The organism is Erythrobacter sp. Dej080120_24 (assembly GCF_036322605.1).
Lineage (GTDB): Bacteria > Pseudomonadota > Alphaproteobacteria > Sphingomonadales > Sphingomonadaceae > Erythrobacter > Erythrobacter aurantius.
The window spans coordinates 602673-627555 of record NZ_AP027262.1; the positions used below are offsets into that span (position 1 = coordinate 602673).

General features: G+C 61.9%; 19 protein-coding genes. 13 read left to right on the plus strand and 6 right to left on the minus strand.

Going from position 1 to position 24883, the window contains the following annotated elements; translation table 11 throughout:
* Positions 1-18: 18 nt before the first annotated feature.
* The 3 genes from gltB to AABA34_RS03020 form a co-directional block, all read right to left on the minus strand.
* Positions 19-4659, minus strand: a complete 4641-nt coding sequence (gene gltB, locus AABA34_RS03010; RefSeq protein WP_338303830.1) for a glutamate synthase large subunit — start codon at positions 4657-4659, stop codon at positions 19-21.
* A 262-nt stretch (positions 4660-4921) separates the two neighbouring features.
* Positions 4922-6124: a hypothetical protein gene (locus AABA34_RS03015; protein WP_338303831.1), complete on the minus strand. Its 1203-nt coding sequence runs from the start codon at positions 6122-6124 to the stop codon at positions 4922-4924.
* A 46-nt stretch (positions 6125-6170) separates the two neighbouring features.
* Positions 6171-7436 carry a TIGR04063 family PEP-CTERM/XrtA system glycosyltransferase gene (locus tag AABA34_RS03020; RefSeq protein WP_338303832.1) on the minus strand — a complete coding sequence of 422 codons (1266 nt, stop codon included), beginning with the start codon at positions 7434-7436 and terminating at the stop codon, positions 6171-6173.
* A gap of 67 nt (positions 7437-7503) precedes the next feature.
* On the opposite strand from AABA34_RS03020, the gene AABA34_RS03025 reads away from it, so the two are divergent.
* From AABA34_RS03025 to AABA34_RS03055, 7 genes are all read left to right on the plus strand, one after another.
* Positions 7504-7737 (plus strand): hypothetical protein, encoded by a 234-nt coding sequence (locus tag AABA34_RS03025; protein ID WP_338303833.1) that lies wholly within the window; start codon positions 7504-7506, stop codon positions 7735-7737.
* Positions 7737-9155: a putative O-glycosylation ligase, exosortase A system-associated gene (locus AABA34_RS03030; protein WP_338303834.1), complete on the plus strand. Its 1419-nt coding sequence runs from the start codon at positions 7737-7739 to the stop codon at positions 9153-9155. Before AABA34_RS03025 ends, AABA34_RS03030 begins: the two co-directional genes overlap by 1 nt.
* Before the next feature lie 100 nt (positions 9156-9255).
* Positions 9256-9705 carry a MaoC family dehydratase gene (locus tag AABA34_RS03035; protein WP_252259579.1) on the plus strand — a complete coding sequence of 150 codons (450 nt, stop codon included), beginning with the start codon at positions 9256-9258 and terminating at the stop codon, positions 9703-9705.
* 104 nt (positions 9706-9809) lie between these two features.
* Positions 9810-10991 carry an acetyl-CoA C-acyltransferase gene (locus tag AABA34_RS03040; RefSeq protein WP_338303835.1) on the plus strand — a complete coding sequence of 394 codons (1182 nt, stop codon included), beginning with the start codon at positions 9810-9812 and terminating at the stop codon, positions 10989-10991.
* On the plus strand, positions 10991-11578 hold the full coding sequence (locus AABA34_RS03045; protein ID WP_338303836.1) for a carboxymuconolactone decarboxylase family protein: 588 nt from the start codon (positions 10991-10993) through the stop codon (positions 11576-11578). Before AABA34_RS03040 ends, AABA34_RS03045 begins: the two co-directional genes overlap by 1 nt.
* A gap of 55 nt (positions 11579-11633) precedes the next feature.
* Positions 11634-12248: a DUF4126 domain-containing protein gene (locus tag AABA34_RS03050; protein ID WP_338303837.1), complete on the plus strand. Its 615-nt coding sequence runs from the start codon at positions 11634-11636 to the stop codon at positions 12246-12248.
* Positions 12235-13518 (plus strand): agmatine deiminase family protein, encoded by a 1284-nt coding sequence (locus AABA34_RS03055; protein WP_338303838.1) that lies wholly within the window; start codon positions 12235-12237, stop codon positions 13516-13518. Before AABA34_RS03050 ends, AABA34_RS03055 begins: the two co-directional genes overlap by 14 nt.
* A 14-nt stretch (positions 13519-13532) precedes the next feature.
* On the opposite strand, the gene AABA34_RS03060 is transcribed toward AABA34_RS03055, so the two are convergent.
* Positions 13533-15104: an amino acid permease gene (locus AABA34_RS03060; RefSeq protein ID WP_338303839.1), complete on the minus strand. Its 1572-nt coding sequence runs from the start codon at positions 15102-15104 to the stop codon at positions 13533-13535.
* Positions 15105-15225: 121 nt separating this feature from the next.
* Positions 15226-16461 carry a polyhydroxyalkanoate depolymerase gene (locus AABA34_RS03065; RefSeq protein WP_338303840.1) on the minus strand — a complete coding sequence of 412 codons (1236 nt, stop codon included), beginning with the start codon at positions 16459-16461 and terminating at the stop codon, positions 15226-15228.
* A 315-nt stretch (positions 16462-16776) separates the two neighbouring features.
* Here AABA34_RS03065 and AABA34_RS03070 point away from each other — a divergent pair, with 315 nt between their 5' ends.
* From AABA34_RS03070 to AABA34_RS03085, 4 genes are all read left to right on the plus strand, one after another.
* Positions 16777-18516, plus strand: coding sequence for an ABC transporter transmembrane domain-containing protein (locus tag AABA34_RS03070; RefSeq protein ID WP_338304674.1), 1740 nt, complete (start codon positions 16777-16779; stop codon positions 18514-18516).
* A gap of 110 nt (positions 18517-18626) precedes the next feature.
* Positions 18627-20810 carry a M13 family metallopeptidase gene (locus AABA34_RS03075; RefSeq protein ID WP_338303841.1) on the plus strand — a complete coding sequence of 728 codons (2184 nt, stop codon included), beginning with the start codon at positions 18627-18629 and terminating at the stop codon, positions 20808-20810.
* Positions 20811-20882: 72 nt separating this feature from the next.
* Positions 20883-21740, plus strand: a complete 858-nt coding sequence (locus tag AABA34_RS03080) for an undecaprenyl-diphosphate phosphatase (protein WP_338303842.1) — start codon at positions 20883-20885, stop codon at positions 21738-21740.
* Positions 21741-21828: 88 nt separating this feature from the next.
* Positions 21829-22086 (plus strand): hypothetical protein, encoded by a 258-nt coding sequence (locus AABA34_RS03085; protein ID WP_338303843.1) that lies wholly within the window; start codon positions 21829-21831, stop codon positions 22084-22086.
* 25 nt (positions 22087-22111) lie between these two features.
* Here AABA34_RS03085 and phhA read toward each other — a convergent pair whose 3' ends face one another.
* On the minus strand, positions 22112-23050 hold the full coding sequence (phhA, locus tag AABA34_RS03090) for a phenylalanine 4-monooxygenase (protein WP_338303844.1): 939 nt from the start codon (positions 23048-23050) through the stop codon (positions 22112-22114).
* 69 nt (positions 23051-23119) lie between these two features.
* Here phhA and ppk2 point away from each other — a divergent pair, with 69 nt between their 5' ends.
* A complete protein-coding gene (gene ppk2 / locus AABA34_RS03095; protein WP_338303845.1) occupies positions 23120-23911 on the plus strand; it encodes a polyphosphate kinase 2 in 792 nt (263 codons plus the stop codon).
* Positions 23912-23974: 63 nt separating this feature from the next.
* Positions 23975-24868, plus strand: coding sequence for an SPFH domain-containing protein (locus AABA34_RS03100; RefSeq protein ID WP_338303846.1), 894 nt, complete (start codon positions 23975-23977; stop codon positions 24866-24868).
* Positions 24869-24883: the final 15 nt, after the last annotated feature.

The following is a 24883-nucleotide window of genomic DNA, read 5'->3' on the forward strand; positions in this document are numbered from 1 at the left end:
CGTCTCGTTCCTGAAGTCTTATTCCGCGGCCACGCTGGCGGCTTCGAGGCGTTCCGCCTCAAGCGTTTCGAGCGCCCGCTTGTAATCGCGCGGCATCACCTTGACGAATTTGCCAAGGGTCGCGTCCCAATCCGCCAGCATTGCGCCAGCCACGGCGCTGCCGGTGTGCAGCTGGTGCCGTTCGACAAGGATGCGCAGACGCTCGGCGTCGTGGCGCAGCATGTCACCCATGCCCATGTCATTGACCGAGCGAGTGCGCTGCTGCGGGCGGCCTGCGCCTTCCTCCGCGTCATTCTCGGCGGAAACCGGCACCAGATCGACCTGGGCGTGATTGACGAGATTGGTGAATTCGCCATCGGGATCATAGACATAGGCGACCCCGCCGCTCATCCCTGCGGCAAAGTTGCGCCCGGTCTTGCCCAGTACAACCACGACGCCGCCGGTCATGTATTCGCAGGCGTGATCGCCAGCGCCTTCGACCACGGCAATCGCGCCGGAATTGCGCACGGCAAAGCGTTCCCCGGCAACCCCGCAGAAATAGGCTTCACCCGCGATGGCGCCATACAGCACCGTGTTGCCGACGATGATATTGGCATCCGAAGCGCGCGCCACCCCTTCGGGCGGACGAACGATGATGCGGCCGCCGGACAGCCCCTTGCCGACATAGTCATTGGCATCGCCGACCAGATCGAGCGTCACCCCATGTGCCAGCCAAGCGCCAAAGCTCTGCCCGGCAACGCCGGCAAGGTTCACCCGGATCGTGTCCGCCGGAAGCCCTTCGTGGCCATGCGCCTTGGCGATTTCGCCCGAAAGCATCGCGCCCACGGTGCGATTGACGTTGCGGATCTCGTAATTGAGCTCGACCGGGGTCTTGGCCGTGATCGCTTCGCGCGCGTCGGCGATAAGCGCATTGTCCATCGCCGCTTCGAGCCCGTGATCCTGCCCTTGTGTGTTGCGCAGCGGTGCGCCGTCGCGCAGCTTGGGCATGTGCAGCAGGCGCGACAGGTCGATCCCGCGAGCCTTCCAGTGGCGATGCATCCGGGTCATGTCGAGCCGATCGACCCGGCCCACCATTTCCTCGACCTTGCGGAAGCCCATTTCGGCCATGATCTGGCGCAGTTCCTCGGCCACGAAGAACATGTAGTTGACGACATGTTCGGGCTGGCCGGTGAAACGCGCGCGCAGCACCGGGTCCTGCGTGGCGACACCCACAGGGCAGGTGTTGAGATGGCACTTGCGCATCATGATGCAGCCGGCAGCGATCAGCGGCGCGGTGGCAAAGCCGAATTCATCCGCACCCAGCAGCGCGCCGATGGCAACGTCACGCCCTGTGCGAAGGCCGCCATCGACCTGCACCGCGATCCGGCTGCGCAGATCGTTGAGCAGCAGCGTCTGCTGAGTTTCGGCGAGGCCAATTTCCCAGGGCGAGCCGGCATGCGTCAGCGAAGTCAGCGGCGATGCGCCCGTGCCGCCGTCATAGCCCGAGATCGTGACATGATCCGCGCGCGCCTTTGAAACGCCCGCCGCGACGGTGCCGACACCCACTTCGGACACCAATTTCACCGAAATCCGCGCGCCGGTGTTCACGTTCTTGAGATCGTGGATCAGCTGCGCGAGGTCTTCGATCGAATAGATGTCGTGATGCGGCGGCGGGGAAATCAGGCCGACGCCCGGGGTCGAATGGCGCACCGCGCCGATCCGCTTGTCGACCTTGTGACCGGGCAGCTGACCGCCTTCGCCGGGCTTTGCGCCTTGCGCCATCTTGATCTGGATGTCGTCGGAATTGACGAGATATTCGGTAGTGACGCCAAACCGGCCGCTTGCGACCTGCTTGATCTTCGAGCGCATCGAATCGCCATTGTCGAGCGGCTTGAACCGGAATGGTTCTTCACCGCCTTCGCCGGTGTTCGAACGCCCGCCAATCCGGTTCATCGCCACGGCCAGCGTCGAATGCGCTTCGTGACTGATCGAACCAAAGCTCATCGCCCCGGTGGAGAAACGTTTCACGATCTCGCTTGCGGGTTCGACTTCCTCCAGCGGGATCGGCGTTTCGGCCTTCTTCAACTCCATCAACCCGCGGATCGTCAGCAGGCGCTCGGACTGCTCGTTAACCGATTTGGCGAATTCTTCGTAATTCGCATGGTTGTTGCCGCGCACCGCGTGCTGCAATTGCGCGACGTTCTGCGGGGTCCATGCGTGTTCCTCACCGCGCAGGCGGTATTGGTAGATGCCGCCGACATCGAGCATGCCCTTGTACAGCGGATTGTCGCCATAGGCTTGCGCGTGACGACGCACGCTTTCCTCTGCCACCTGTTCCAGTCCGACACCTTCGATGGTGGTCGCCGTGCCGGTGAAATACTTCTCGACGAATTCGGTTGAAAGGCCGACCGCGTCGAAAATCTGCGCGCCGCAATAGGACTGGTAGGTCGAAATCCCCATCTTGGACATCACCTTGCGGATGCCCTTGCCGATCGCCTTGATGTAGTTCTTCTGCACCTCCTCGGCGGTCAGATCCGAATGCTTGCGGACGCGGATGTCCTCCAGCGTCTCGAACGCGACATAGGGGTTGATCGCTTCGGCGCCGTAACCTGCGAGCACGCAGAAATGGTGCACCTCGCGCGCTTCGCCGGTTTCCACGACCAGCCCGGTCTGCATCCGCAGGCCCTGCCGCACCAGATGGTGGTGCACCGCAGCCGTCGCCAGCAATGCCGGCATGGGCACGCGGTCTTCGCTCTGGGCGCGGTCCGACAGGACTAGGATGTTCTGGTCCTGCAGCACAGCTTCGGTCGCGGCCCAGCACATCTCTTTCAGCGCCAGTTCGATCCCTTCGACGCCCGCACTGGCATCCCAAGTGATGTCGATGGTGGAGCAACGGAACGCACCGTCGAGCCCCGCCTCGACCGAGCGGATTTTCGCCAGGTCCTCATTGGTGAGGATCGGCTGTTCGACTTCGAGCCGCTTGTGCGTCCCGGCCTCGTGACCCAGCAGATTGGGGCGCGGGCCGATCATCGACAGCAGGCTCATCACCAGTTCTTCGCGGATCGGATCGATCGGCGGGTTGGTGACCTGTGCGAAGTTCTGCTTGAAGTAATCGTAAAGCAGCCGCGCGCGGTTCGACAGCACGGCAATCGGCGTGTCGGTGCCCATCGATCCCACCGGATCGTCGCCATTGGTCGCCATCGGTTCAAGGAAGCGGCTGATGTCTTCCTGAGTGTATCCGAAAGCCTGCTGGCGTTGCAGCAGCGTCGTCGAATGTTCGGGAACGTGGGACAGTTCCGGCTCGATCTCGCTGATGTCGGAAAGCTTGTACTGCGCCTGTTCAAGCCACTTGTCGAAGGGCTCGGAATTGGCGAGTTCGGCCTTCAGTTCCTCATCCTCGATGATCCGGCCTTCCTCAAGGTCGATCAGCAGCATCTTGCCCGGCTGGAGACGCCATTTGCGCACGATGTCTTCCTCGGCAAAGGGCAGAACGCCGCTTTCCGAAGCGAGGCAGACGATGTCGTCCTTGGTCACGCAGAAACGCGCGGGACGCAGGCCGTTGCGGTCAAGCGTCGCGCCGATCTGGCGGCCGTCGGTGAAACACACCGCTGCCGGGCCGTCCCACGGCTCCATCAGCGCGGCGTGATATTCGTAGAATGCGCGTCGCTTGGGATCCATCAGATCATTGCTTTCCCACGCTTCGGGGATCAGCATCATCATCGCGTGCGCAAGGCTGTATCCGCCCGCCAGCAGCAGTTCGAGCGCGTTGTCGAGGCAGGCGGTGTCGGATTGGCCGTGCGGGATGATAGGCCACATCTTGTCAAGATCGGGGCCGAGCAGGTCGCTTTCCATCGTGCGGCGGCGCGCGTTCATCCAGTTCACATTGCCGCGCACCGTGTTGATTTCGCCATTGTGGGCGATGAAGCGGAACGGGTGTGCCAGCCGCCAGCTGGGGAAGGTGTTGGTGGAAAACCGCTGGTGCACAAGGCCGAAGGCGGAAACGCATTCGGGATCGCGCAGGTCGTCGTAGAAACTCTTGACCTGCGTTGCGAGCAGCAGCCCCTTGTAGACGATGGTGCGGCTGGAAACGCTGGGCATGTAAGTGTCGGTCAGGCTCGGCAGGCCGTGCTTTTCCGCGAGCTTGGCCAACGGATTGAGCGACTGCTTGCGGATCGCCAGCAGCTTGCGCTCGAACGCGTCCTGATCGGCGCAGTTCGGCCCGCGCCCAACGATGCCCATCTGGATCACCGGCATGGAGGCGATCACCGCATCGCCGAGGCCGTCGAGCGTGGTCGGCACGTTGCGCCAGCCGATGAAACGCTGGCCTTCCTTGGCAGAGAACTTCTCGAACTGCTCCGCCACGAAATCGCGGGCTTCGTCGTCCTGCGGCATGAAGCACATGGCGACGGCATATTCGCCCGGCTGCGGGAGATCGTGGCCGTTTTCGTCCGCCCAGCGCCTGATCAGCGCGTCGGGAATCTGCATCAACAGGCCCGCGCCATCGCCCAGCAGGGGATCGGCGCCAACGGCACCGCGATGATCGAGCTTTTCGAGAATCTCCAGCGATTGCTCGATGATCGAATGGCTGCGCACGCCCTTGATGTGCGCGACCATGCCCACACCGCAGGCGTCATGTTCGTTGGCGGGGTCGTAAAGACCCTGGGAATTGGGATATCCCATGGCAAAGTTCCGTCCTGTCAGATGCCGATGCGGGGTGAAGCGGCCATCGGGCTCACCTCGCAAAGGCGCAAATGTCGAGCGCACCCGGCATGGAGCAGGGCCGCGCATCTGTTCGCGACCCCTATTGCAGACGGATCAGGCATATTGCAACCGCGAAGAACGAATTATTGTTTCGCCATGCAGTAGCTGGGCTTTATTTTGATTGCTTCACGAGCGATTCAGCCCTTCCGGAATTGCGAAACAGGCAACATCCGCCCGAAATTCAGGCGGCACCGCGCAGCGTTTGCAACTTCACCAAAGCATCGCGCAGTTCGCGCTCGGTCTGGCTAAGATCGCTTGCCTCGCTGTTTTCTTCTCGATGATCGAAACCGCGCTCGGTAAACAGCGTAAGCGCCTTCAACGCTTCAGCGAGAGCGGCATCGCGGGCCGGGCCGCTGCGTGGCAGGCGCGATTGCTCTTTCTGCTGGTGTTCGTGCAAGGCACCGGCAAAACGCTCGACCATTTCGACCAGGCTGAGTTCTTCCGGCGGTGTCTGGCGCAGCTTTTCAAGCGCGCTGGCAGGCACAGCGCGCGGCTTGGGGGCAGCAGCCGTCTCTTCGACCCAGACCGCGTTGCGGCCGGGAAGCTCGGCAAATTCGGCCAGATCAAGCTCGCGCGGCCTTTCTTGCGCGGCCGGCTTGGCCTTGCTCGAAGGCGGCGTGAACTGGGTGAGGCTCCATGCACCATTCGAGCCGGGACGGCCGAGCGGTTGAGGCGCGCTCACTCCGGGTGTGACGGATTTGATGCTCACCGGCTGGACCTTTTCGGGCGCAGGATCGGGCGTATTGAGAGGCGCGGCCTCGCAACTTGCGCCTTCGCAGGATTCGATCAACGCACTCTTGAAATGACTGCGGGTGAAGCTGGGCTCAGGGCCATCGGCCTCAGATAGGTCGCGCGGCTCCTCGATCTCGTAACCGCGTGCGGAAAGTTCGCCCAGCGTGGGCTGGCGCTTGGCGGTGGGTTGAACCGGCTCCGCTTCGGGCTCCTCTTCCTCGCCTTCCAGCGTGTAAGGCATTTCCTCGATCGGGGCATCGAGGCTTTCGCTGCCGAGATCGGTTGCCGGATTGATCGGATGGATGCGCCGGCTTTTGACTGCGGAGACGACAGGCGCCGATTCGATCTGTGCGCGTGCGCCATCCCGCAAGGCAGCGGCCAGAACAAAGGCAAGTCCGCCGCCCAGCACCGCCCCGACGGCGGCAAAGATGAATTTGGCCAGCATCCCGAGCGAAACGAGCCCAGCCAGAACCGCCATGCGCGCAATCAGCACATCAGGCAGGACGAACACGCAAAGTCCCAGCAGCGTCGCCCCCCAAGCTGTGAGCATGGGGACAAAGATCTTGTGATTCCGGATCGAACTCGCAGCACCCTTGCTGCGCGACCGCACGCGCCGTTCGGGCTCTTTCTCAAGGTTCTGTCGAAGCCGCATCTTACCCTTTGCCTGCTGCCGGACGAAGGGACTTCTTGTGCGACCCCTATGCCCGTAATCCCTGTTTCCGCGATTTCGCCTCAAAGGCGCTCCCGCGATTAACCTTGGCTAGCAGGAGATGGTAAACGTCGAGATAACGCCGCGCGTTATCGTGCCAGTCGTGGCGATGGCGGACATGTTCGACGCCGCGGTTGCGGATCGCTTCCCATTGATCGCGTGCGTCAAGCATTTCGGCAAGCGTCGCGGCGCAGGCTGCGGGATTGTCCGGATCAAACAAAAAGCCTGTTTCTGAGTGGGTTATCAGTTCGCGGTGGCCGCCCACATTCGATGCCGCCACAAGCCGCCGCTGCGCCATCGCCTCCAGCGGTTTCAACGGCGTTACCAGATCGGTCAGGCGCGAAGCCTTTCGCGGGTATGCCAGTATATCTACTAGCGAATAATAGCGTTCGACTTCATGATGCGGCACCCGCCCGGTAAAGATCACGGCATCGGGTTCGGGAAGGCTGGCGGCTGCTGCGCGCCAGCTTGCATCCATCGGCCCGGCCCCGACAATGAGCAGCCGCGCTTCGGGGTGGATCTTGCGCAGGATTGGCATCGCGGCGATCAGATCGTCGATGCCTTCGTAATCGTAGAAACTGCCGATGTAGCCGATGACCGGCGCCCCCGGTTCAAGGCCCAAGGCATCGCCAAGCGCCGCATCGCGAGCAACCGGTTCACCGAACAGGGTCAGGTCGACGCCATTGGGCATCACGCCGATCTTGCCCCCGGGTATCCCGCGCGAGACAAGATCGTCGCGCAGACCTTCGCAGATCGTGAAGACGGCATCGGCGCTGTTGGCGATCCGTGTTTCGAGTGCGCGGGTCAGGCGATACTTGGCCGATCCTTCGGTCCCCGTCCGGTTCCCGACCGCCGCGTCTTCCCAGAAAGCGCGAATTTCATAGAACAGCGGAATTCCGAGGCTTCGTGCCGCGCGCAGGGCGCCGCCGCCATTGAGCGCGGGCGAGTGGGCATGAATGATGTCGGGCCGCCATTCCTTCGCCAAAGCCTGAATTGAGGAGGACAGTGCCGCCATTTCCTTGAATTCGCTTACCAGCATGGGGCCTTCGGGTGTCCCCGCGGTGCGATGGAAGGTCAGGCCGTCGATTTCTTCGACATCGCATTCCCATTCGGCTTCGAGATTGTGCCGTTGCGAGGTGATGCCGCGCACCTCCAGCCCCAGTGCTTGCTGCGCTTTCAGGATGGCGCGGGTGCGGAAGGTGTAGCCGCTGTGGAGCGGCAGCGAATGATCGAGGACGTGAAGAACGCGGGTCATGCGATGCGCAATAACCCGATTGTGCTTAACGGGCCGTCAACCGCATTGGGGTAATGGCGCATGTGACATGATCGACTATTTCTCTCTCGCGCTGGGCCACGGGCTGCTCGCCATCGCGCTGTTGCGGCTGGTGATGCGCGAAGAGCTGGATGTCGATCCGCACATCCAGAGTTTTGTCGATGCGCTGCGCGCACGGCGCGATGCTGCAAGCGTCGCTGGGCGAAATGCGTCCCGTCGAGGGCAATCGCAAGGCCATGATGATTCGGCGGATGGTCCGCAGGATCAGGATGAGATCACCTGATGCTTGACCTCGTTTTCCTGTCCTTCATCGCTTTCGTCCTGCTGCTGGGGCTGCGTCGCCCGTTCCTGTGGGTGCTGCTGTATGTCTACATCGACATTCTCGCGCCTCAGCGGATCGGATATTCGCTGATCACCAGCCTGCCGGTGTCCCTCATCGCGTTTGGCGCCGCATTCGGCGGATGGTTGCTGCTCGATCGCAAGGAAGGCGCGCGGTTCTCGCTGCGGCAGTTCCTGCTCCTGATTTTCATGGGGTGGTGCTGGTACACTTTGCAAGGATCGGCCTTTCCCGAACCGGCGGGGACGAAGTGGGACTGGGTGTGGAAGGCCCTGCTGTTCGCGATCTTCCTGCCGCTCACCATTACCACCCGCGCCCGGATCGAGGCTCTGGGCCTGACCGTGATCCTTTCGGTCGCCACCATCGTCGTTTCCACCGGTCTCAAGACGGTGCTGGGCGGAGGCGGCTATGGCAGCCTCAAGTTCTTCGTCAACGACAACAGCGGCATCTACGAAAGCTCCACTCTGGCCACCATCGCCATCGGCCTGATTCCGATGATCGTGTGGTTCATGAAGCATGGCACCATCTTCCGGCCGCACTGGACGGTGAGCGTCTTTGGTATCGCCTTGATCTTTGCCAGCCTGCTGATCCCGATCGGCACCGAAGCGCGCACCGGCCTGCTGTGCATTGCCGCGCTGGGGGTGCTGTTGCTGCGCTTTACCGAAAAGCGGCTGATCTTCGTTGCAGCGGCCGGGGCCATGGTGGTGATCGCGCTGCCGTTCCTGCCGCAAAGCTATTACGACCGGATGGCAACCATCGCGGAACCTGGTGGCGACCAGAGCGCCTCAACCCGTGTGGCGGTTTGGGAATGGACGATCGACTACGCCAATCGCAATCCGCTGGGCGGCGGATTCGATTCCTACCGCGCCAACAGCTTCACCTATGTCATGCCGGTCAAGGAAGAGACCGACAACACCGTCACCATCCAGTATCAGGAAGTGACCGACGAAGCCCGCGCCTTCCATTCCTCCGTGTTCGAGGTGCTGGGAGAACAGGGCTATCCGGGCCTCATCATCTGGCTTTCAATCCACCTGCTTGGTGTCTGGCAGATGGAGAAGATCTATCGCCGATGGCGCGGCGTCACTGAAGAGACCGAAAGCTGGATCGCGCCCATGGCGAGCGCGTTGCAGATGGCGAGCCTGATCTATTTCGTCGGCGCGCTGTTCCAGGGCATTGCCTATCAGCCCGCTTTCCTGATGATCGTCGGGCTTCAGATCGGGCTCGACACCTATGTCCGGCGGCTCGATTCGGCGAAAGCCGCGCTGGATGAGGAAAAGCGGCTTTATCCGAGCGAAAAGCGCCGCCGCGAGCGCGCGTGCGCCGAAGCGGGCGAAGCGTCGGGCCGCGGTGCCGTAACGGCATAGTCTGGCGCATTGCACTCCCCGTCCGCTTGGGCCATGAAGCGCCCGCAACGAAGCGTTCTCCCACCGGGAAATGGAGGGCGCACAAGGACAGGAGAGCCCCATGAGCCCGCAGGAATTGGCCGCCAAAGTCGGCGAGAATATCGGCACCAGTGAATGGGTCGAAATGACTCAGGACAAGGTCAACATGTTCGCAGATGCGACCGGTGACCATCAGTTCATTCACATCGATCAGGAAAAGGCCAAGCTGACCCCGTTCGGCGGCACCATCGTGCATGGCTTCATGACCCTGTCGATGATCCCCTATCTGTCCGCGAACAGCGACATGCCCAAGATCGACAATGTGAAGATGGGCGTGAACTATGGCGGCAACAAAACCCGTTTCATCGCGCCGGTTCGCGTGGGCAAGCGCATTCGCGGCCACTGGAAGCTGGTCGAAATGATCGAAAAGCGCCCCGGCCAGTGGCAGCAGACCGCCGAGATCACGATCGAGATCGAAGGCGAGGACAAGCCTGCGCTGATGTGCGAGTGGATCACGCAGTTTTTCGTCTGATCCGGGTGCGGGCCTCCGCGCTTGCGGGGGCTGCAGCTGGTTGAAAACCCCTATTTGAGAGGCGCCCGCTTCGGCAGGGCCTCGACCACACAAAGGATACCCCCATGTCACGTGACGCAGTCATCGTTTCCACCGCCCGTACCCCGATCGGGCGCGCATACAAGGGCGGCTTCAACGCCACGCCGGGCGCGACGCTCGGCTCATATTCGTTCAAGCCCGCTGTCGAGCGCGCCGGGATCGACCCGGCTGAAATCGACGACGTGGTGTGGGGTGCCGTGCTCACGCAGGGCACGCAGTCGGGCAATATCGCACGTCAGGTCGCATTGCGCGGCGGTGCGCCGGTCAGCGTGGCTGCACAGACCATCGATCGCCAGTGCTCGTCCGGCCTGATGGCAATTGCCACCGCTGCCAAGCAGATCATCGTCGACAACATGGATATCGTCGTTGGCGGCGGCCAGGATTCGATCAGCCTCGTCCAGACTCCGGAAATGCGCGTCGCGCCCGACCGCTCGCTGATCGCGATGCACAAAGACGTGTACATGCCGATGCTCGGCACGGCTGAAACCGTGGCCAAGCGTTACAACGTCAGCCGCGAATCGCAGGACGAATACGCTTACCAGTCGCAGATGCGCACTGCCGCCGCTCAGGCAGCGGGCAAGTTCGACGACGAAATCGTGCCTGTCACCACCACGATGATGGTCAAGGACAAGGCAACCGGCGAAGTCTCCGAAGTCGAAACCACCATCACCAAGGACGAAGGCAACCGTCCTTCGACCACGCTCGAAGGCTTGCAGGCGCTTCAGCCGGTGATGGGTCCGGGCATGTGCATCACGGCGGGCAACGCCTCGCAGCTTTCGGACGGTTCGTCGGCCAGCGTGCTGATGGAAGCCAAGGTTGCAGAGCAGAAGGGCCTTCAGCCGCTCGGCCGCTATGTGGGCATGGCCGTTGCCGGTACCGAGCCTGACGAAATGGGCATCGGCCCGGTCTTCGCCATCCCCAAGCTGCTCAAGCAGACCGGGCTCAAGATGGACGACATCGGCCTGTGGGAACTGAACGAAGCCTTTGCGGTGCAGGTGCTCTATTGCCGTGACAAGCTGGGCATCGACAACGACATCCTCAACGTCAACGGCGGCTCGATTTCGATCGGCCACCCCTATGGGATGACGGGCGCACGGTGCACCGGCCACGCGCTGATCGAAGGCAAGCGTCGCGGCGCGAAATACGTCGTCGTCACCATGTGCGTCGGCGGCGGCATGGGCGCAGCGGGCCTGTTCGAGGTGTTTTGATGCGCCTCAAGCGTCCTCGGATCGAGCCGGTTGACCTCGACCGGCTCGACGAGACGCAGGCGGAGGCGCTCGCGCCTTTCACCAAACCGGACAATCTGGTCGGCGGCGGCAAGGTGCTCAACATCTTCCGCACGCTAGTCCATGCGCCCAAGGCCCTGCGCGCCTTTCTGGGGTGGGGCGATTACATCCTGTCGCGCCGCAATGCCCTGCCCGCGCGCGAGCGGGAGATGGTGATCCTGCGCACTGGCTGGAATTGCGGATCGGGCTACGAATTTGCCCAGCACAGGCGGATCGGAAAACTCTGCGGCCTTTCCGATGAGGATATCGTCCGGATCAAGACCGGTCCCGATGCCGAAGGCTGGAGCCCACTGGAAGCCGCCATGCTGCGCGCCGCAGACGAGCTACATGCCGATCAGTTCGTCAGCCAGGCGAGTTGGGATGCGCTTGCAGATCTGGGCGACAAGGGCCGGATGGATCTGGTCTTTACCGTCGGACAGTACACACAGGTTTCGATGATGCTGAACAGCTTTGGCATCCAGCTTGAGGACGGCGACGAGCCAGACCCTGATCTTGACCTGATAAACTGACACCTTGCGCTGGTGCGGACAGGCGCGCATCCTTCTCTATCGGGAGAGGCAGCGCATGGGCATCATAGAAATCATCGGGATCGCAGGCAGCGTCAGCCTCCTAGCAGGCTGGCGGCTTTATCTTTGCATTTTTGCCACTGGGCTTGCCATGCGGCTGGAGGCGCTGCCGGTGCCTGAACATCTCGCCAGTCTCGCCGTGCTGGCGAACCCCTGGGTGATGGGCATCGCGTTGATCGGCGCGCTGGCTGAATTCTTCGCCGATAAGGTCATCTGGCTCGACAGCGCGTGGGACGCGGTTCACACCTTTGTGCGGCCCGTAGGCGGCGCTCTGCTGGCGCTCGCCATCGTGGACCCGTCCGACCCGGCGACGCAGGTGGTCGCATTCCTGTTGGGCGGTGGAGCGAGCTTCCTCGCGCATGGCGGCAAGGCGTCGGCGCGGGCTGTAGTCAACACCTCTCCCGAGCCGGTCAGCAATATCGCCGCCTCCAGCGCCGAGGATATCGCCACCGTCGGTCTGCTGTGGCTCGCCTATGAATACCCGATGGCCGCCGCCGGAATAGCCGCATTGCTGCTGCTAATCGCGGTTGCGCTCCTGTGGCTTGCGCAGCGGATCTTGAAGCGATTGTTTTTCGGCAAAACCTCAAGGGGAACCCATAATGGACCGACGTGATTTCCTCGCAAGTGCGACCGCCGCTTCGCTGGTTTCGGGCACCACGATTGCCCGGGCCGGGAGTTTTGCCAGCCCAGAAGGCTATACATTCCCGCCCGAATGGCACGCTCACGAAGCCGTCTGGATCGGCTGGAACCAAGGCCTGTTCGATGATGAAGGCCACGTCCGTCTGCGGCTGGACATGCTCGCGGCGCTCACGCCCTACATCCCCGTCATCGTCAACGTCGAAGATGCAGACAGCAGTCGCCGCATCGGCGAGCTGATGGCCGAACGGAACATCGATCCCGGCAGGGTCAGCTTCAACAGGCAGGAAACGGTCGATGTGTGGGTGCGCGACACCGGGCCGCTGTTTGTTTCCAATGGCGAGCGGTTGCAGATCGCCGCCTTCAAATGGGGCAATTACGGCTTCCCCTGGCCCTGGAGCAGCCCCGGCCAGATGGGACGCGGGAAGGCCCCCCGGCAGATCGCAGCCGCGCGTGCATACAGGCTGATCGAATCCGATGTTGTCGCCGAGGGAGGCGGGCTGGAGGTCAATTCGCGCTCGCTCGTCACCTATCGCGATGCCGCGTTGCACCGCAATCCGGGCAAGTCGCTGGCCGAGATCGAAAGCGAGCTCAAACGGATGTACGGCAAGGAGCAGGTCATCTGGCTTGATCGTGCACCGATCACGGATCGGGTGTTTGCCGGGCCCAAGGTCGCCAATTTCTTTGGTTGGGGTGCGAACGGGCATGTCGATGAATATGTGCGCTTCGTCAGCGAAGACACGATCCTTGTCGGCGAGGTCAGCGAGGCCGAACGTGATCGCGATCCTCTGATGCGGCTGGATCACGAAATCCTCACCGAGAACCGGCGCCAGCTAGAAGAAGCGCGCGATCCTGATGGGAAGCCGTTCAACGTCATCACGATGCCGGTGCCTGACGTCGGCCCGTTCCTGCGCCCCCGCAAGCTCACCGAAAGGGACTTCATAGCGGCCCCGACAGGTTTCGATGCACGTTCCGTCTATCGCGATTTCAAGATCGGTGATGAGGTGATCGATGTGCCGGCGGTCAGTTACCTCAACTTTCTCGTCACCAACGGCGTGGTGGTGTCGGCAAGGTACGGCGACGACGGCCTGCCCGATCATCTACGCGAGAGCGACGAGCAATCCGCCGCGATCCTGAAACAGCTGTTCCCGGATCGTGAGATCGTCCAGATCAATCCGCTGGCGGCAAACTGGGATGGCGGAGGTGTGCACTGCCTGACACAACAGCAACCCGCCGTGTCAGGCTGACGCCCTCCTGTCGATCAGCCCTTGGGGGGATCGATCGGAACCAGCGCCTCGTCACCTTCGATATCGTCCACCACTTCGACGATGCCCTTGCCCAGATGGCTGCGGCTGCGGCCATAGGCGAGGTAGATCGCGATGCCGATAGCGGTCCACACGGGCAGCACGATCATCGCATCGAGCGGCAGGTTGAGGAACAGGAAGATGCATCCCGCAACGGCAGCAGGCGCGATCACCCACACCCCTTGGACACGGAACGGCCGATGCACATCGGGGCGTTGCTTGCGCAGCACCAGCACCGCGATTGCGACCAGTGCGAAAGCGTACAGTGTGCCGGCATTCGCGATATCGGCAAGCTGTCCGACCGGCAGGAATGCCGCCGCCACAGCCACCGCTGCGCCGGTAATCATGGTGACGACATGCGGCGTATGCCATTTGGGGTGCACCTTGCTCAAAACCTCGGGCAACAGCCCGTCGCGGCTCATCACGAAGAAAATGCGCGTCTGCGCAAACAGCAGCACAAGGATCACCGAAGGCAGCGCAAGGAATGCGGCATAGCCCAGCGCATTGCCCACGCCCGACCAGCCGATCTGCCGCAGGACATGCGCCAGCGCCTCGTCCGAGCACACCAGAGCCGAGGAATAGGCAGGCAGCGCGCATTGGCGTGCCAGTTCTTCAGAGCCCGCAGGGAAGGGAATGCCGTCCGGCCCCATGATCGGCTGGCCGCCGATGGTGCCGATCGCGCCGGCTGCCACCGCGATATAGAACACGGTGCAGAACAGCAGCGATCCGACGAGGCCGATCGGCACATTGCGCTGCGGATCCTTGGTTTCCTCCGCCGCGGTCGAAACTGCGTCGAACCCGACATAGGCGAAGAAGATCGTCGCCGCCGCGCCGACTGCGCCCAGCCCGCTGCCCCAGCCGCCGAAAACGCCTGCGGGGAGGAAGGGGTTGAACTTGTCCGGATCGACCTGAGGCAGGGTAAGCGCGATGAAGATCGTCAACGCCGACACCTTGATGGCGACGAGCACCGCGTTGACCTTGGCGCTTTCGCTGGTGCCGATCATCAGCAACCCTGTCACCAGCAGCGCGATCACCAGCGCGGGCAGGTTGATCAACCCGCCTTCGACCCCGCCCAGCGCCAGCGGGCCGCCGGAAAGCCAAGCCGGAAGCGTTATCCCGAGCGTTTCATTAAGGATCGTGCCGACGAAATAGCCCGACCAACCGACCGATACCGCGCTCGCCGCGATCGCGTATTCGAGCACCAGCGCCCAGCCGACCGTCCAGGCCAGGAATTCGCCCATGGTCGCATAGGTGTAAGTATAGGCCGATCCCGATACCGGAATGGTGGAGGCGATTTCGGCGTAACACAGTGCGGCAACGATGCAGATCGCTCCGGCTATGGCAAAGGCGAGCATCAAGCCCGGCCCCGCCTTTTGCGCGCCTGCCGCCGTCAGAACGAAGATGCCGGTGCCGATGATGCAGCCGATGCCGAACAGCATCAGTTGCAGGCCGCCCATTGTCCGTTTGAGCGACTTACGCTTCGCCGCCGCCAGGATTGCATCGAGCGGCTTTACGCGATCTAGAATCATATTCGGAAATACTCAGCGACCCGCAACCGCACACGCGCGTCCAGCCAGTCGTCAGGCATGCGAATACCATCGGGATTCGCGGCTTGAAATAGGGAAAATCGGCGCGGGCAATTTATCCGGCTCAGATGTGAGCGGCGATGAATTCCTCAACCACGGGTGCGACGTTGTTGCGCCACTTGCTGCCGTTGAAGATGCCGTAATGCCCTGCGCCTTCGGCCATGTAGTACCGCTTTTTGTCTTCGGCGAGGCCACTTGCGAGCTTCAGCGCGGCCTTCGTCTGGCCCAGCCCCGAAATATCGTCACGCTCGCCTTCGATCGCCAGCAGGGCGGTGTCGGTGATCTGGGTGAGGTCGACGATTTCGCCCTTGTGGCGGAATTCGCCATTGGGGATCGAGTGCTTCTGGAACACTTCCTCGACAGTCTGGAGGTAGAATTCCGCCGTCATGTCGCACACCGCGCGATATTCGTCGTAGAAATCCTTGGTCGCCTGCGCGCTTTCCTCGTCGCCCGCAGTCAGATGTTTGAACATCTCGTAATGGCTCATCATGTGGCTTTGCAGGTTCATGCTCATGAAGGCCGAAAGCTGCATGAAGCCCGGATATACCCGCCGCCCGGCGCCGCGATAGTTGATCGGCACGGTGGCGATAACGCTCTGGCGGAACCATTCGATCGGGCGGTTCATCGCGTGGTTGTTGACCGTGGTCGGGCTTTCACGAGTGTCGATCGGCCCGCCCATCATCGTCAGCGTCAGCGGGGTCGCGGGCGATTTGTGCTGGTTCATCAGAGCGGTGGTGGCGAAAGCCGGAACGGAGGGCTGGCAAACCGCAAGCATGTGCGGACGCTGGCCGGGTTTCACCTGCTCGATATATTCGAGGAATTCGATCAGATAGTCGATGTAATCGTCGAGATCGAAGTTCCCTTCGTGCAAGGGAACCGTCTTCGCATCGGCCCAATCGGTGATGTAGACTTCGTATTTCTGCAGCATCCGCCGCACAGTGCCGCGCAGCAGGGTGGCGAAATGGCCGCTCATCGGGGCGACGATCAGCAGCTTGGGCCGGTCATCATCGACGCCATCCAGCCGGAACCGTTTGAGATCGCCGAACGGGCGATTCATCACAGTCGCTTCGATCACCGGATAGATTTTGCCGTCAACATCCACTTTGGTGATGCCGAAAGCGGGCTTCGAATAGTAGGCCGTGGCGTGTGCAAACACGTCGAGCGCGTTGGCGGCGATCGGACCGATTCCGAGATAACTCAGCGGATTGGCTGGATTTGCCAGCAGTTCCGATGTGATCGAGGCAACCGAGCTGACCGAATTCATCCAGCTGCGTTGCAGTTCGTAAGCCTGATAAAGCATAAGCGCCCGTCCGTTGTCTGGATCCGAGTGTGCGACGCGCGATCCCCCTACGCGGCGTGCGGATTGGCGCCTAGATGGCCCTTCGCGCGCCGTTGTGCAATGCACAATTTTGCCGAGAGGTCGGATGGGCTGGGCAAACATGTGTTTTTTGCGCGTGAAATTTGCGTTCGGCGTGTCTAGATGGGGCCGACTATGTCCGGGGCATCCACCCAAATCAGCGAAAGCGCAGACGAAAGCACCCTCGATCAGGCGGAAGGCGAGGGAGCAGATGCTGCTGCGGACGCGAAAAAGCCGCGCTCGCTCGCGCCGCTGCGGATGATTTTTCGCGAGGCCGCGAAGTATCCGACACAGGTGATGTTCGCGCTGATCGCGCTGACGATCACGGCGGCAGGCACTCTTGCCATTCCGGCGGCGATGCAACTGATTGTCGATCGGGGCTTCGGCGGCGGTTCGGCAGGCGTCGAAGGCGCAGGCGATATCGGACGCTGGTTTCGCTATCTGTTCGAGATCGTGCTGGTGATCGCATTCGGCACGGCTGCGCGGTTTTACTTCGTCAGCTGGATCGGCGAACGTGTTGTCGCGGATATCCGTCGCAAGGTGCACCGAAATCTGATGCGGCTTTCGCCCGGGTTCTACGAGGAAAACAGCCCCAAGGAGATTTCCAGCCGGATGACGGCGGACACCGCGATTATCGAAACGGTGGTCGGCACCACGGTTTCGGTGGCGCTGCGCAACATCTTCCTCGGCATCGGCGGGACGATCTACCTGTTCTGGCTGTTGCCGGGCCTTACGGTATGGCTCGCTGTCGGCATTCCCGGCGTGATCCTGCCTATCGTGTTCTTCGGACGCAAGATCAGGACCATCTCGCGCGACAGCCAGGATCGGATCGCCGATGTCGGCGCGATGGTCACCGAAGTTCTGAGCGCGATGAAAGTCGTGCAGAGCTTTGGCCAGGAAGCGCGCGAGGCCGATCGTTTTGGCGACGCGGTGGAGCGTACGTTCGACACCGCGCGCCGCCGCATCGTGCTGCGTTCGATCATGACGGCGGTGATCATCCTCGCGATCTTCGGGTCCATCGTGCTGCTGTTGTGGCGCGGGGCCGAGGGTGTCGCTGCGGGCGAGATTACCGGCGGCACGATCCTGTCATTCATTGTCGGCGCGATGATCGTGGCGGGGGCGTTCGGTGCGCTCACCGAAGTCTATGGCGAATTGCTGCGCGGGGCAGGGGCCGCAAGCCGCCTTGCCGAATTGCTTGAGGCAAAGCCCGCTATCGCTGCGCCCGAACGACCAGAGGCGCTGCCTGTGCCGGCGCGTGGCAGCCTCTCGTTCCGCAATGTCACCTTCCGTTATCCGGCGCGTCCGGAAACCCCCGCGCTCAAGGATTTCAGCCTGGAGATTCAGCCGGGCGAGACCGTCGCCATTGTCGGCCCCTCAGGTGCGGGCAAATCGACGATCTTCCAGCTGGTCGAGCGGTTCTACGATCCGCAGGTCGGCACGATCCGGCTCGACGGGGTGCCGCTGACCAAGGCGGACCCGGCGGACATCCGCGAGCGGCTGGCGCTGGTGCCGCAGGACGGGGTGCTGTTCAGCGCCAACGCCCGCGACAATCTGCGTTATGGCAAATGGGATGCGAGCGACGAGGAAATCTGGGAAGCGGCCCGCGCCGCCAATGCTGAAACCTTCCTGAAGGCGTTGCCGCAGGGGCTCGACACCTATCTGGGTGAGGGCGGCACGCAATTGTCGGGCGGCCAGCAACAGCGCGTCGCGATTGCCCGTGCGCTGCTGCGAGATGCCCCGATCCTGTTGCTGGACGAAGCGACCAGCGCGCTCGACGCCGAAAGCGAGCAATTGGTGCAGCAGGCATTGGAAGTGCTGATGAAGGATCGCACCACGCTGGTAATCGCGCACAGGCTTGCGACGGTGCGTGCGGCGGACCGGATCATCGTGCTTGAAGATGGCGAAGTGGTCGAACAGGGCACCCATGCGCAATTGAGCGCGGCGGGCGGTCTGTATGCGCGACTGGCCTCGCTCCAGTTCGCCGCCGAAGCGGCCTGAAGCGCCCCTTTCGACGAACCGCGTCACTTGAGCGACAAGCGGCAACCTTGCGCGCGCGCAGGCGTTACATCACGACTGCAATCAAAGTCTTTCAAACGGGGACCGCACATATGATCCGCAAGACCACTCTGCTTCTCGCAGGCACCGCCGCCTTTGCTCTCGCCGGAGCGGCCGCCGCCCATCAGGATTCGGGAATTCCCGGCGCCGATATCGAAATGCTCGAAGCGCATGCCGATGCCGAAGCCGCGCCGGAACCGTCCACGCCGACGATGAGCTTCGGCACATGGGGCGTCGATCCGGAGTTGCTTTCGAGCACGGTCGATCCGGGCGACGACTTCTTCGCCTACGTCAACCAGAAGTGGCTCGATGCCAACCCGCTGCCGGCCGAATTCAGCCGGTTCGGCGCGTTCAACCTGTTGCGCGAAAAGTCGACCACCGACGTAAAGGCGCTGATGGACGAGCTGGTGGCAAAGGACCCGGCGACGCTCACCGGCGACGAAAAGCGCATTGTCGACATGCACAATGCCTATCTCGATGTTGAAGCCATTGATGCCGCCGGTCTTGCTCCGGCACAGCCATATCTCAACGCGATCGTTGCCGCGACTTCGCTCGAAGATCTGGCGATGCTGTGGGCGGATCCTGCCTATTCCAGCCCCCTGGGCGGCTTCGTCAACGTCGATGCAAAACAGCCCGATCGCTATGTCGCCTATCTCGGCAGCGGCGGCCTGGGCCTGCCGGACCGGGATTACTACCTCGACGACAGCGAAAAGGGCAAAGCGATCCAGCAGGCTTATCGCGAGTATGTCGCGATGCTGCTGGGCGAGGCCGGCTATGCCGATCCGATGGCCGCTGCCGAAGCGGTCTATGCGATGGAAGATCGCATTGCGCGGGACATCGACTGGGCCCGCACCGCGCGGCGCAACCGTGATCTCACCTATAACGCGATGACCATGGCCGAACTCGAAGCGATTGCTGGGGACTTCCCCGTGGCCGCCATGCTCGGCAAGATCGGGCTCGACGCCTCGCCGATCTTCGTTGTCGGCAACCTGCCGCCGAGCGATGAGCGCGCCAAGGAACTGGGCCTTACCGAAGAACAGCTTGCCCAGATCGGCGAAGGCATGCCGGGCATGCTCAAGCTGCTGAACGACACGCAGCTGGCGACGCTTCAGGCGTGGTCGATCAAGGAATTCCTGTCGGATCACGCATCGGTTCTGCCCTCGCGCTTCGACGAGGCGAATTTCGCGCTCTATGGCAAGCTGCTGCAAGGCACGCCTGAGCAGCGCGCCCGGTGGAAGCGTGCCATCGCCCACACCGAAGGGGGCTTGGGGGAACTGATCGGCAAGAGCTATGTCGAGCGTTACTTCCCGCCTGAGAACAAGGCGGCGATGGAAGAACTGGTGGCGAACCTGCGGGTCGCGGTTGCCCAGTCGATCGACGAGATCGAATGGATGGGTGCAGAGACAAAGCAGCGCGCGCTGGAGAAGCTCGCCAGCTTCGATCCCAAGATCGGTTATCGCGACAACCTCGAAACCTATGAAGGGCTGGAGGTGACGGCCGACAATCCGCTGGCCAATGCGATTGCCGCTGATGCCTGGGGCCTGCGCGACAATGTCGCCAAGCTGGGTCAGCCGATTGACCGGACCGAGTGGTTCATGCTGCCGCAGACGGTCAACGCCTATTACAACCCCACCAAGAACGAAATCGTCTTCCCCGCCGCGATCCTGCAGCAGCCGTTCTTCGCGCTGACCAATGATCCGGCGGTGAACTATGGTGCGATCGGCGGGGTGATCGGCCATGAAATCGGCCACGGCTTTGACGATCAGGGTTCGAAGTATGATGCAACGGGTGCGCTGCGGAACTGGTGGACCGACGAGGATCGCGCCAATTTCGACGCACGCGGCGACGCTCTGGTGGCGCAGTACGACGCGTTCTGCCCGCTCGACAACGGCGAAACCTGCGTCAACGGCCGCTTCACCCTTGGCGAGAACATCGGTGACCTTGGCGGGTTGAGCCTTGCCTATCGTGCCTACAAGATCGCGACCGAGGGCAAGGAAGTGCCGGTGATCGACGGGCTGACCGGGGATCAGCGGTTCTTCATCGCCTGGGCACAGGTGTGGCGTTCGCAGCAGCGCGAAGACAACTATCGCCAGCGCCTGCGCACCGACAGCCACAGCCCGGAAGAATACCGCACCAACGGCGTCGTACGGAACCTTGACAAATGGTACGAGGCTTTCGGCGTGACCGAAGATCACGCGATGTACCTACCGCCGGAGAAGCGCGTACGCATCTGGTAAATGGGGCTGGGGGCTAAACCTCCCGCTAATCCCGATTGACTTGGCCCGCGCTTCCTACGAGAGGCGCGGGTCATGACTTTTCTGCAGATGCTCATCATCGCGATCGTTCAGGGAATCACCGAATTCCTTCCGATCTCGTCTTCCGGTCACTTGATCCTGGTGCCGGTTTTTACTGGCGCGGCCGATCAGGGGCCGATGATCGACATTGCCGTGCATGTCGGATCGTTGCTGGCGATCATCACCTATTTCTTCAAGGACGTGCTGGGCCTTGCGCGCGGCGGCTTTGCGACCGTCGGAATCGGTGCGAACAGTCCCGGTGCGAGCGAATGGCGCAAGTTGTTCCTGTGGATCGTGCTGGGCACGATTCCCGCCGTCCTGTTCGGGCTGGCGATCAAGCTGGGTTTCCTCAACGGCGTCGTTTCGAGCGTGTTCGGAATCGAGATCAAGGATGGCGACCTGCTCGAGTCGATCCGGTTCACCGATCTCGTTGCAACCAACCTCATCGTCTACGGCATCCTGCTCGGCCTCGCTGACCACTTCGGCAAGGAGGAAAAGACCTTCGAGCAGATGACGTGGCGCGACGGGTTGATCGTCGGTCTGGCGCAGGCGCTGGCGCTGGTTCCGGGCACAAGCCGTTCGGGTGTCACCATGACCGCGGCCCGGTTTTTGGGCTATGGCCGGTTCGAAGCGGCGCGGTTCTCCTTCCTTCTCTCAATCCCGGCGGTCGCGGGTGCGGGAGTGCTGATCGTCCCTGACCTGCTGGAGGCCGATAGCGCACTGCTGATGGAAGCAATCATCACCGGCGCCATGACCTTCGTCGCCGCGTTCCTGACGATGGCGTTCCTGATGAACTTCCTGAAGCGGGCGTCGATGCTGGTCTTTGTGGTCTATCGCATCGCAATGGGTTGCGCGCTGTTCTATTTCTTCTGAAGCCGCCTGCGATTACAGACTGTCGGAACCAAACCCGCGCCCCGGATGTTCTGGGGGTGAAACTCTTGCACCGGAATGACTTGATTAAATGGCGCTGCTTCTTCTGATTGTTATTGGCCTTAGCGCAGGTTGGCTGGCTTCGGTCGTCGCGCGCACCGAGGAATCGGGCGCGATCCTGCGTCAGATGGGAATAGGCCTTGTGGCCAGCCTGATCGCGGGGCTGCTGATCAACTCCGGCACGATCCTCGGGAGCCTGTCCTTGCTGGCTTTGGGCGCGGCAATCGTGGCGCCGGCGGCCGCGCTGGTGATCTATCACGCGGTTCTCAATCGCAAGGCAGAAGCGTAGGCGGCTACGATCCCGCAGCGGGATATCAGACCGGCTTTGCGCCGCTGCCCCTTCCGCCGCGCAGGTGATATTCCTGAGTGCCGCGGTGCACCACATAATCGACATCGATCACCGCGCTGTTGGCATAGGTGAACCCGGGCGCGAGGCTGCGATAGAGCTTGTCGAAATCGCGCGTCACCGTCTGGCGGTAGAGATCTTCGAAACTCTCGATCACGAAATAGGTCGGTTGCAGGTCGCTGATCACGTAATCGGTGCGCATCACCCGGTCGACATTCAGCATGATGCGATTGGGGCTTTGCGCTTCGACGGCAAATCGGGCTTCGGTCGGGCCTGAAAGGATACCTGCGCCATAGGCGCGGATGCCGGCTTCCTCTTCGATCAGGCCGAATTCGACCGTATACCAATAGAGCGAGCCCAGCGCCTTCAGCCGGTTGTACCGCATCGCCTTCCACCCGGCGCGGCCATATTCCTGCATGTAATCGGCATAGACGGGATCGGTCAGCATGGGGACGTGGCCGAACACGTCGTGAAACACGTCGGGTTCCTGGATGTAATCGAAGGTTTCCCGCGTGCGGATGAAATTGCCCGCCGGGAAACGCCGGTTGGCGAGGTGCCAGAAGAACACATGATCGGGTATCAGCATCGGCACCGGCACCACGCTCCACCCGGTCAGCCTGTCCAGCTCTTCGGACAGTTGCCCGAATTCGGGGATACCCCCGCGGGACAGGTCCAGCTTTTCCAGACCCGCCATGAACGCGCTCGCCGCGCGTCCGGGTAGCACCTCCATCTGGCGGGCGAACAGATCGTCCCAAATGGCGTGATCTTCGGAAGAATAATCGGTTTGGGCAGGTTCAAGCCAGTCATCGCCCAGATGCGGCGGTTTCGCGAGCGGTGCTGTGAACACATCCGCCGGAAGTGCCGGTAGCCTGGAAAAATCGGTCTCTTGATCTGCGAGAGTAGCCATCAGGTCTCAAATGATACTACCATCGCGCCATTGCAACAACCGAAACGCGTAAAGGGGTAGGAAGGCACTATGGCCAAAGGGGAAAAGCTGAAGGGCAAGGAATACCGCGAACTGCTGGAGCCTATGACCGAGGAGCTGGTCGGGATGGCACGTTGGGCCCGGACTACGGGTGCGCGGATTGTCGTGCTGTTCGAGGGCCGTGATACGGCAGGGAAGGGCGGTGCGATCAGCGCGGTGCGCGACAAGCTCAACCCGCGCCAGTGCCGCACCGTCGCACTGTCCAAACCCAGTGAGGAGGAGCTCACCCAGTGGTATTTCCAGCGCTACATCGCGCACCTTCCCCATGCCGGAGAAATCGTTCTGTTCGACCGCAGTTGGTACAATCGCGCGGGCGTCGAAAAGGTTATGGGTTATGCGACAGAGGCGCAGGTTGAGGCGTTCCTGAAGCAGGTTCCGGTGTTTGAAAAGCTGCTTACCGACGACGGGATCCTGCTGTTCAAATACTGGCTGACAACCGATCAGGACAATCAGGAGGAGCGGCTAAAAGAGCGGTTGGAAGACCCGCTCAAGCGCTGGAAGCTTTCGCCGATCGATCTTGCCGCGCGTGAGAAATATGATGCCTACACAAAGGCACGGGAGGCGATGCTCAAGGCGACGCATACCAGTCATGCCCCATGGACATTGGTCGATTTCAACGATCAGAAGAGGGGACGACTGACGCTGGTCCGCCATCTGCTTGACCACTTGCCTGATACGCATGTGGCCCCGCCCGAAATCGACTTTCCCGATCTGGACCATGAGCCAAGCGCGGAAAGTTATGGTGTGCTGCAACCGATACCGGATTATCGCGCGGAGAATTGACATTCGCCCCTCTTCGATATAAATATGATATTATAATTATATCGTAACTACAGGAGTTCAAGCATGTCAGACACCCCCACCCGACGCATTGCCAGCAAGGAGACTCGCGCCAGCGCCTATAACGGCTATGTGCTCTTGCTCGTTCTCCTCGCAACGGTGCTCGTGCCCGCCAGCCTCGCCATTTCGATGCCGTATGAACACGTCATCATTCCCAGCCTGATTGGCGGTTCGCTGCTGTTTCTGGCCGTGACCCTCGGCTTTTTCATGATCCAGCCCAATGAAGCCACGGTCATCACCCTGTTCGGCGAATATCGCGGCACAGTTCGCAAGGACGGCCTGCATTGGGTATGGCCCTGGATGGGCAAGAAGAAGGTCAGCGTGCGCGCGCACAACATCCATTCGGAGAAGGTCAAGATCAACGACCTGCGCGGCAACCCGATCGAAATCGCTTGCAACGTCGTCTGGCGCGTGGCCGATACGGCGCAAGCGGTGTTCGATGTCGATGACTACAAGGAATTCGTGAACATCCAGATCGAAGCGGGATTGCGTACAGTGGGTTCGCGCCACCCCTATGACGACATGTCGGATGAGGATGAAACCACGCTTCGCGGCAGCGCCGATGTTGTGAACAGCGAACTTCAGGTCGAATTGAACGAGCGCCTTTCGGTTGCCGGAATTGATGTCGACGAAGCCGGCCTCACCCACCTTGCCTATGCCCCCGAAATTGCCGGTGCGATGCTGCGCCGCCAGCAGGCCGACGCGGTGATCGCCGCGCGCAAGAAGGTGGTGATCGGCGCGGTCAGCATGGTCGAGGATGCGCTCGAGAAGCTCTCGAGCGATGGCGTGGTCGAGCTCGACGATGAACGCAAGGCGGCCATGGTGTCGAACCTGATGGTGGTGCTGTGCGGCGATCGCGAGGCGCAGCCCGTCGTCAACGCCGGCACGCTCTACCAGTAATACGATATCCAAGGA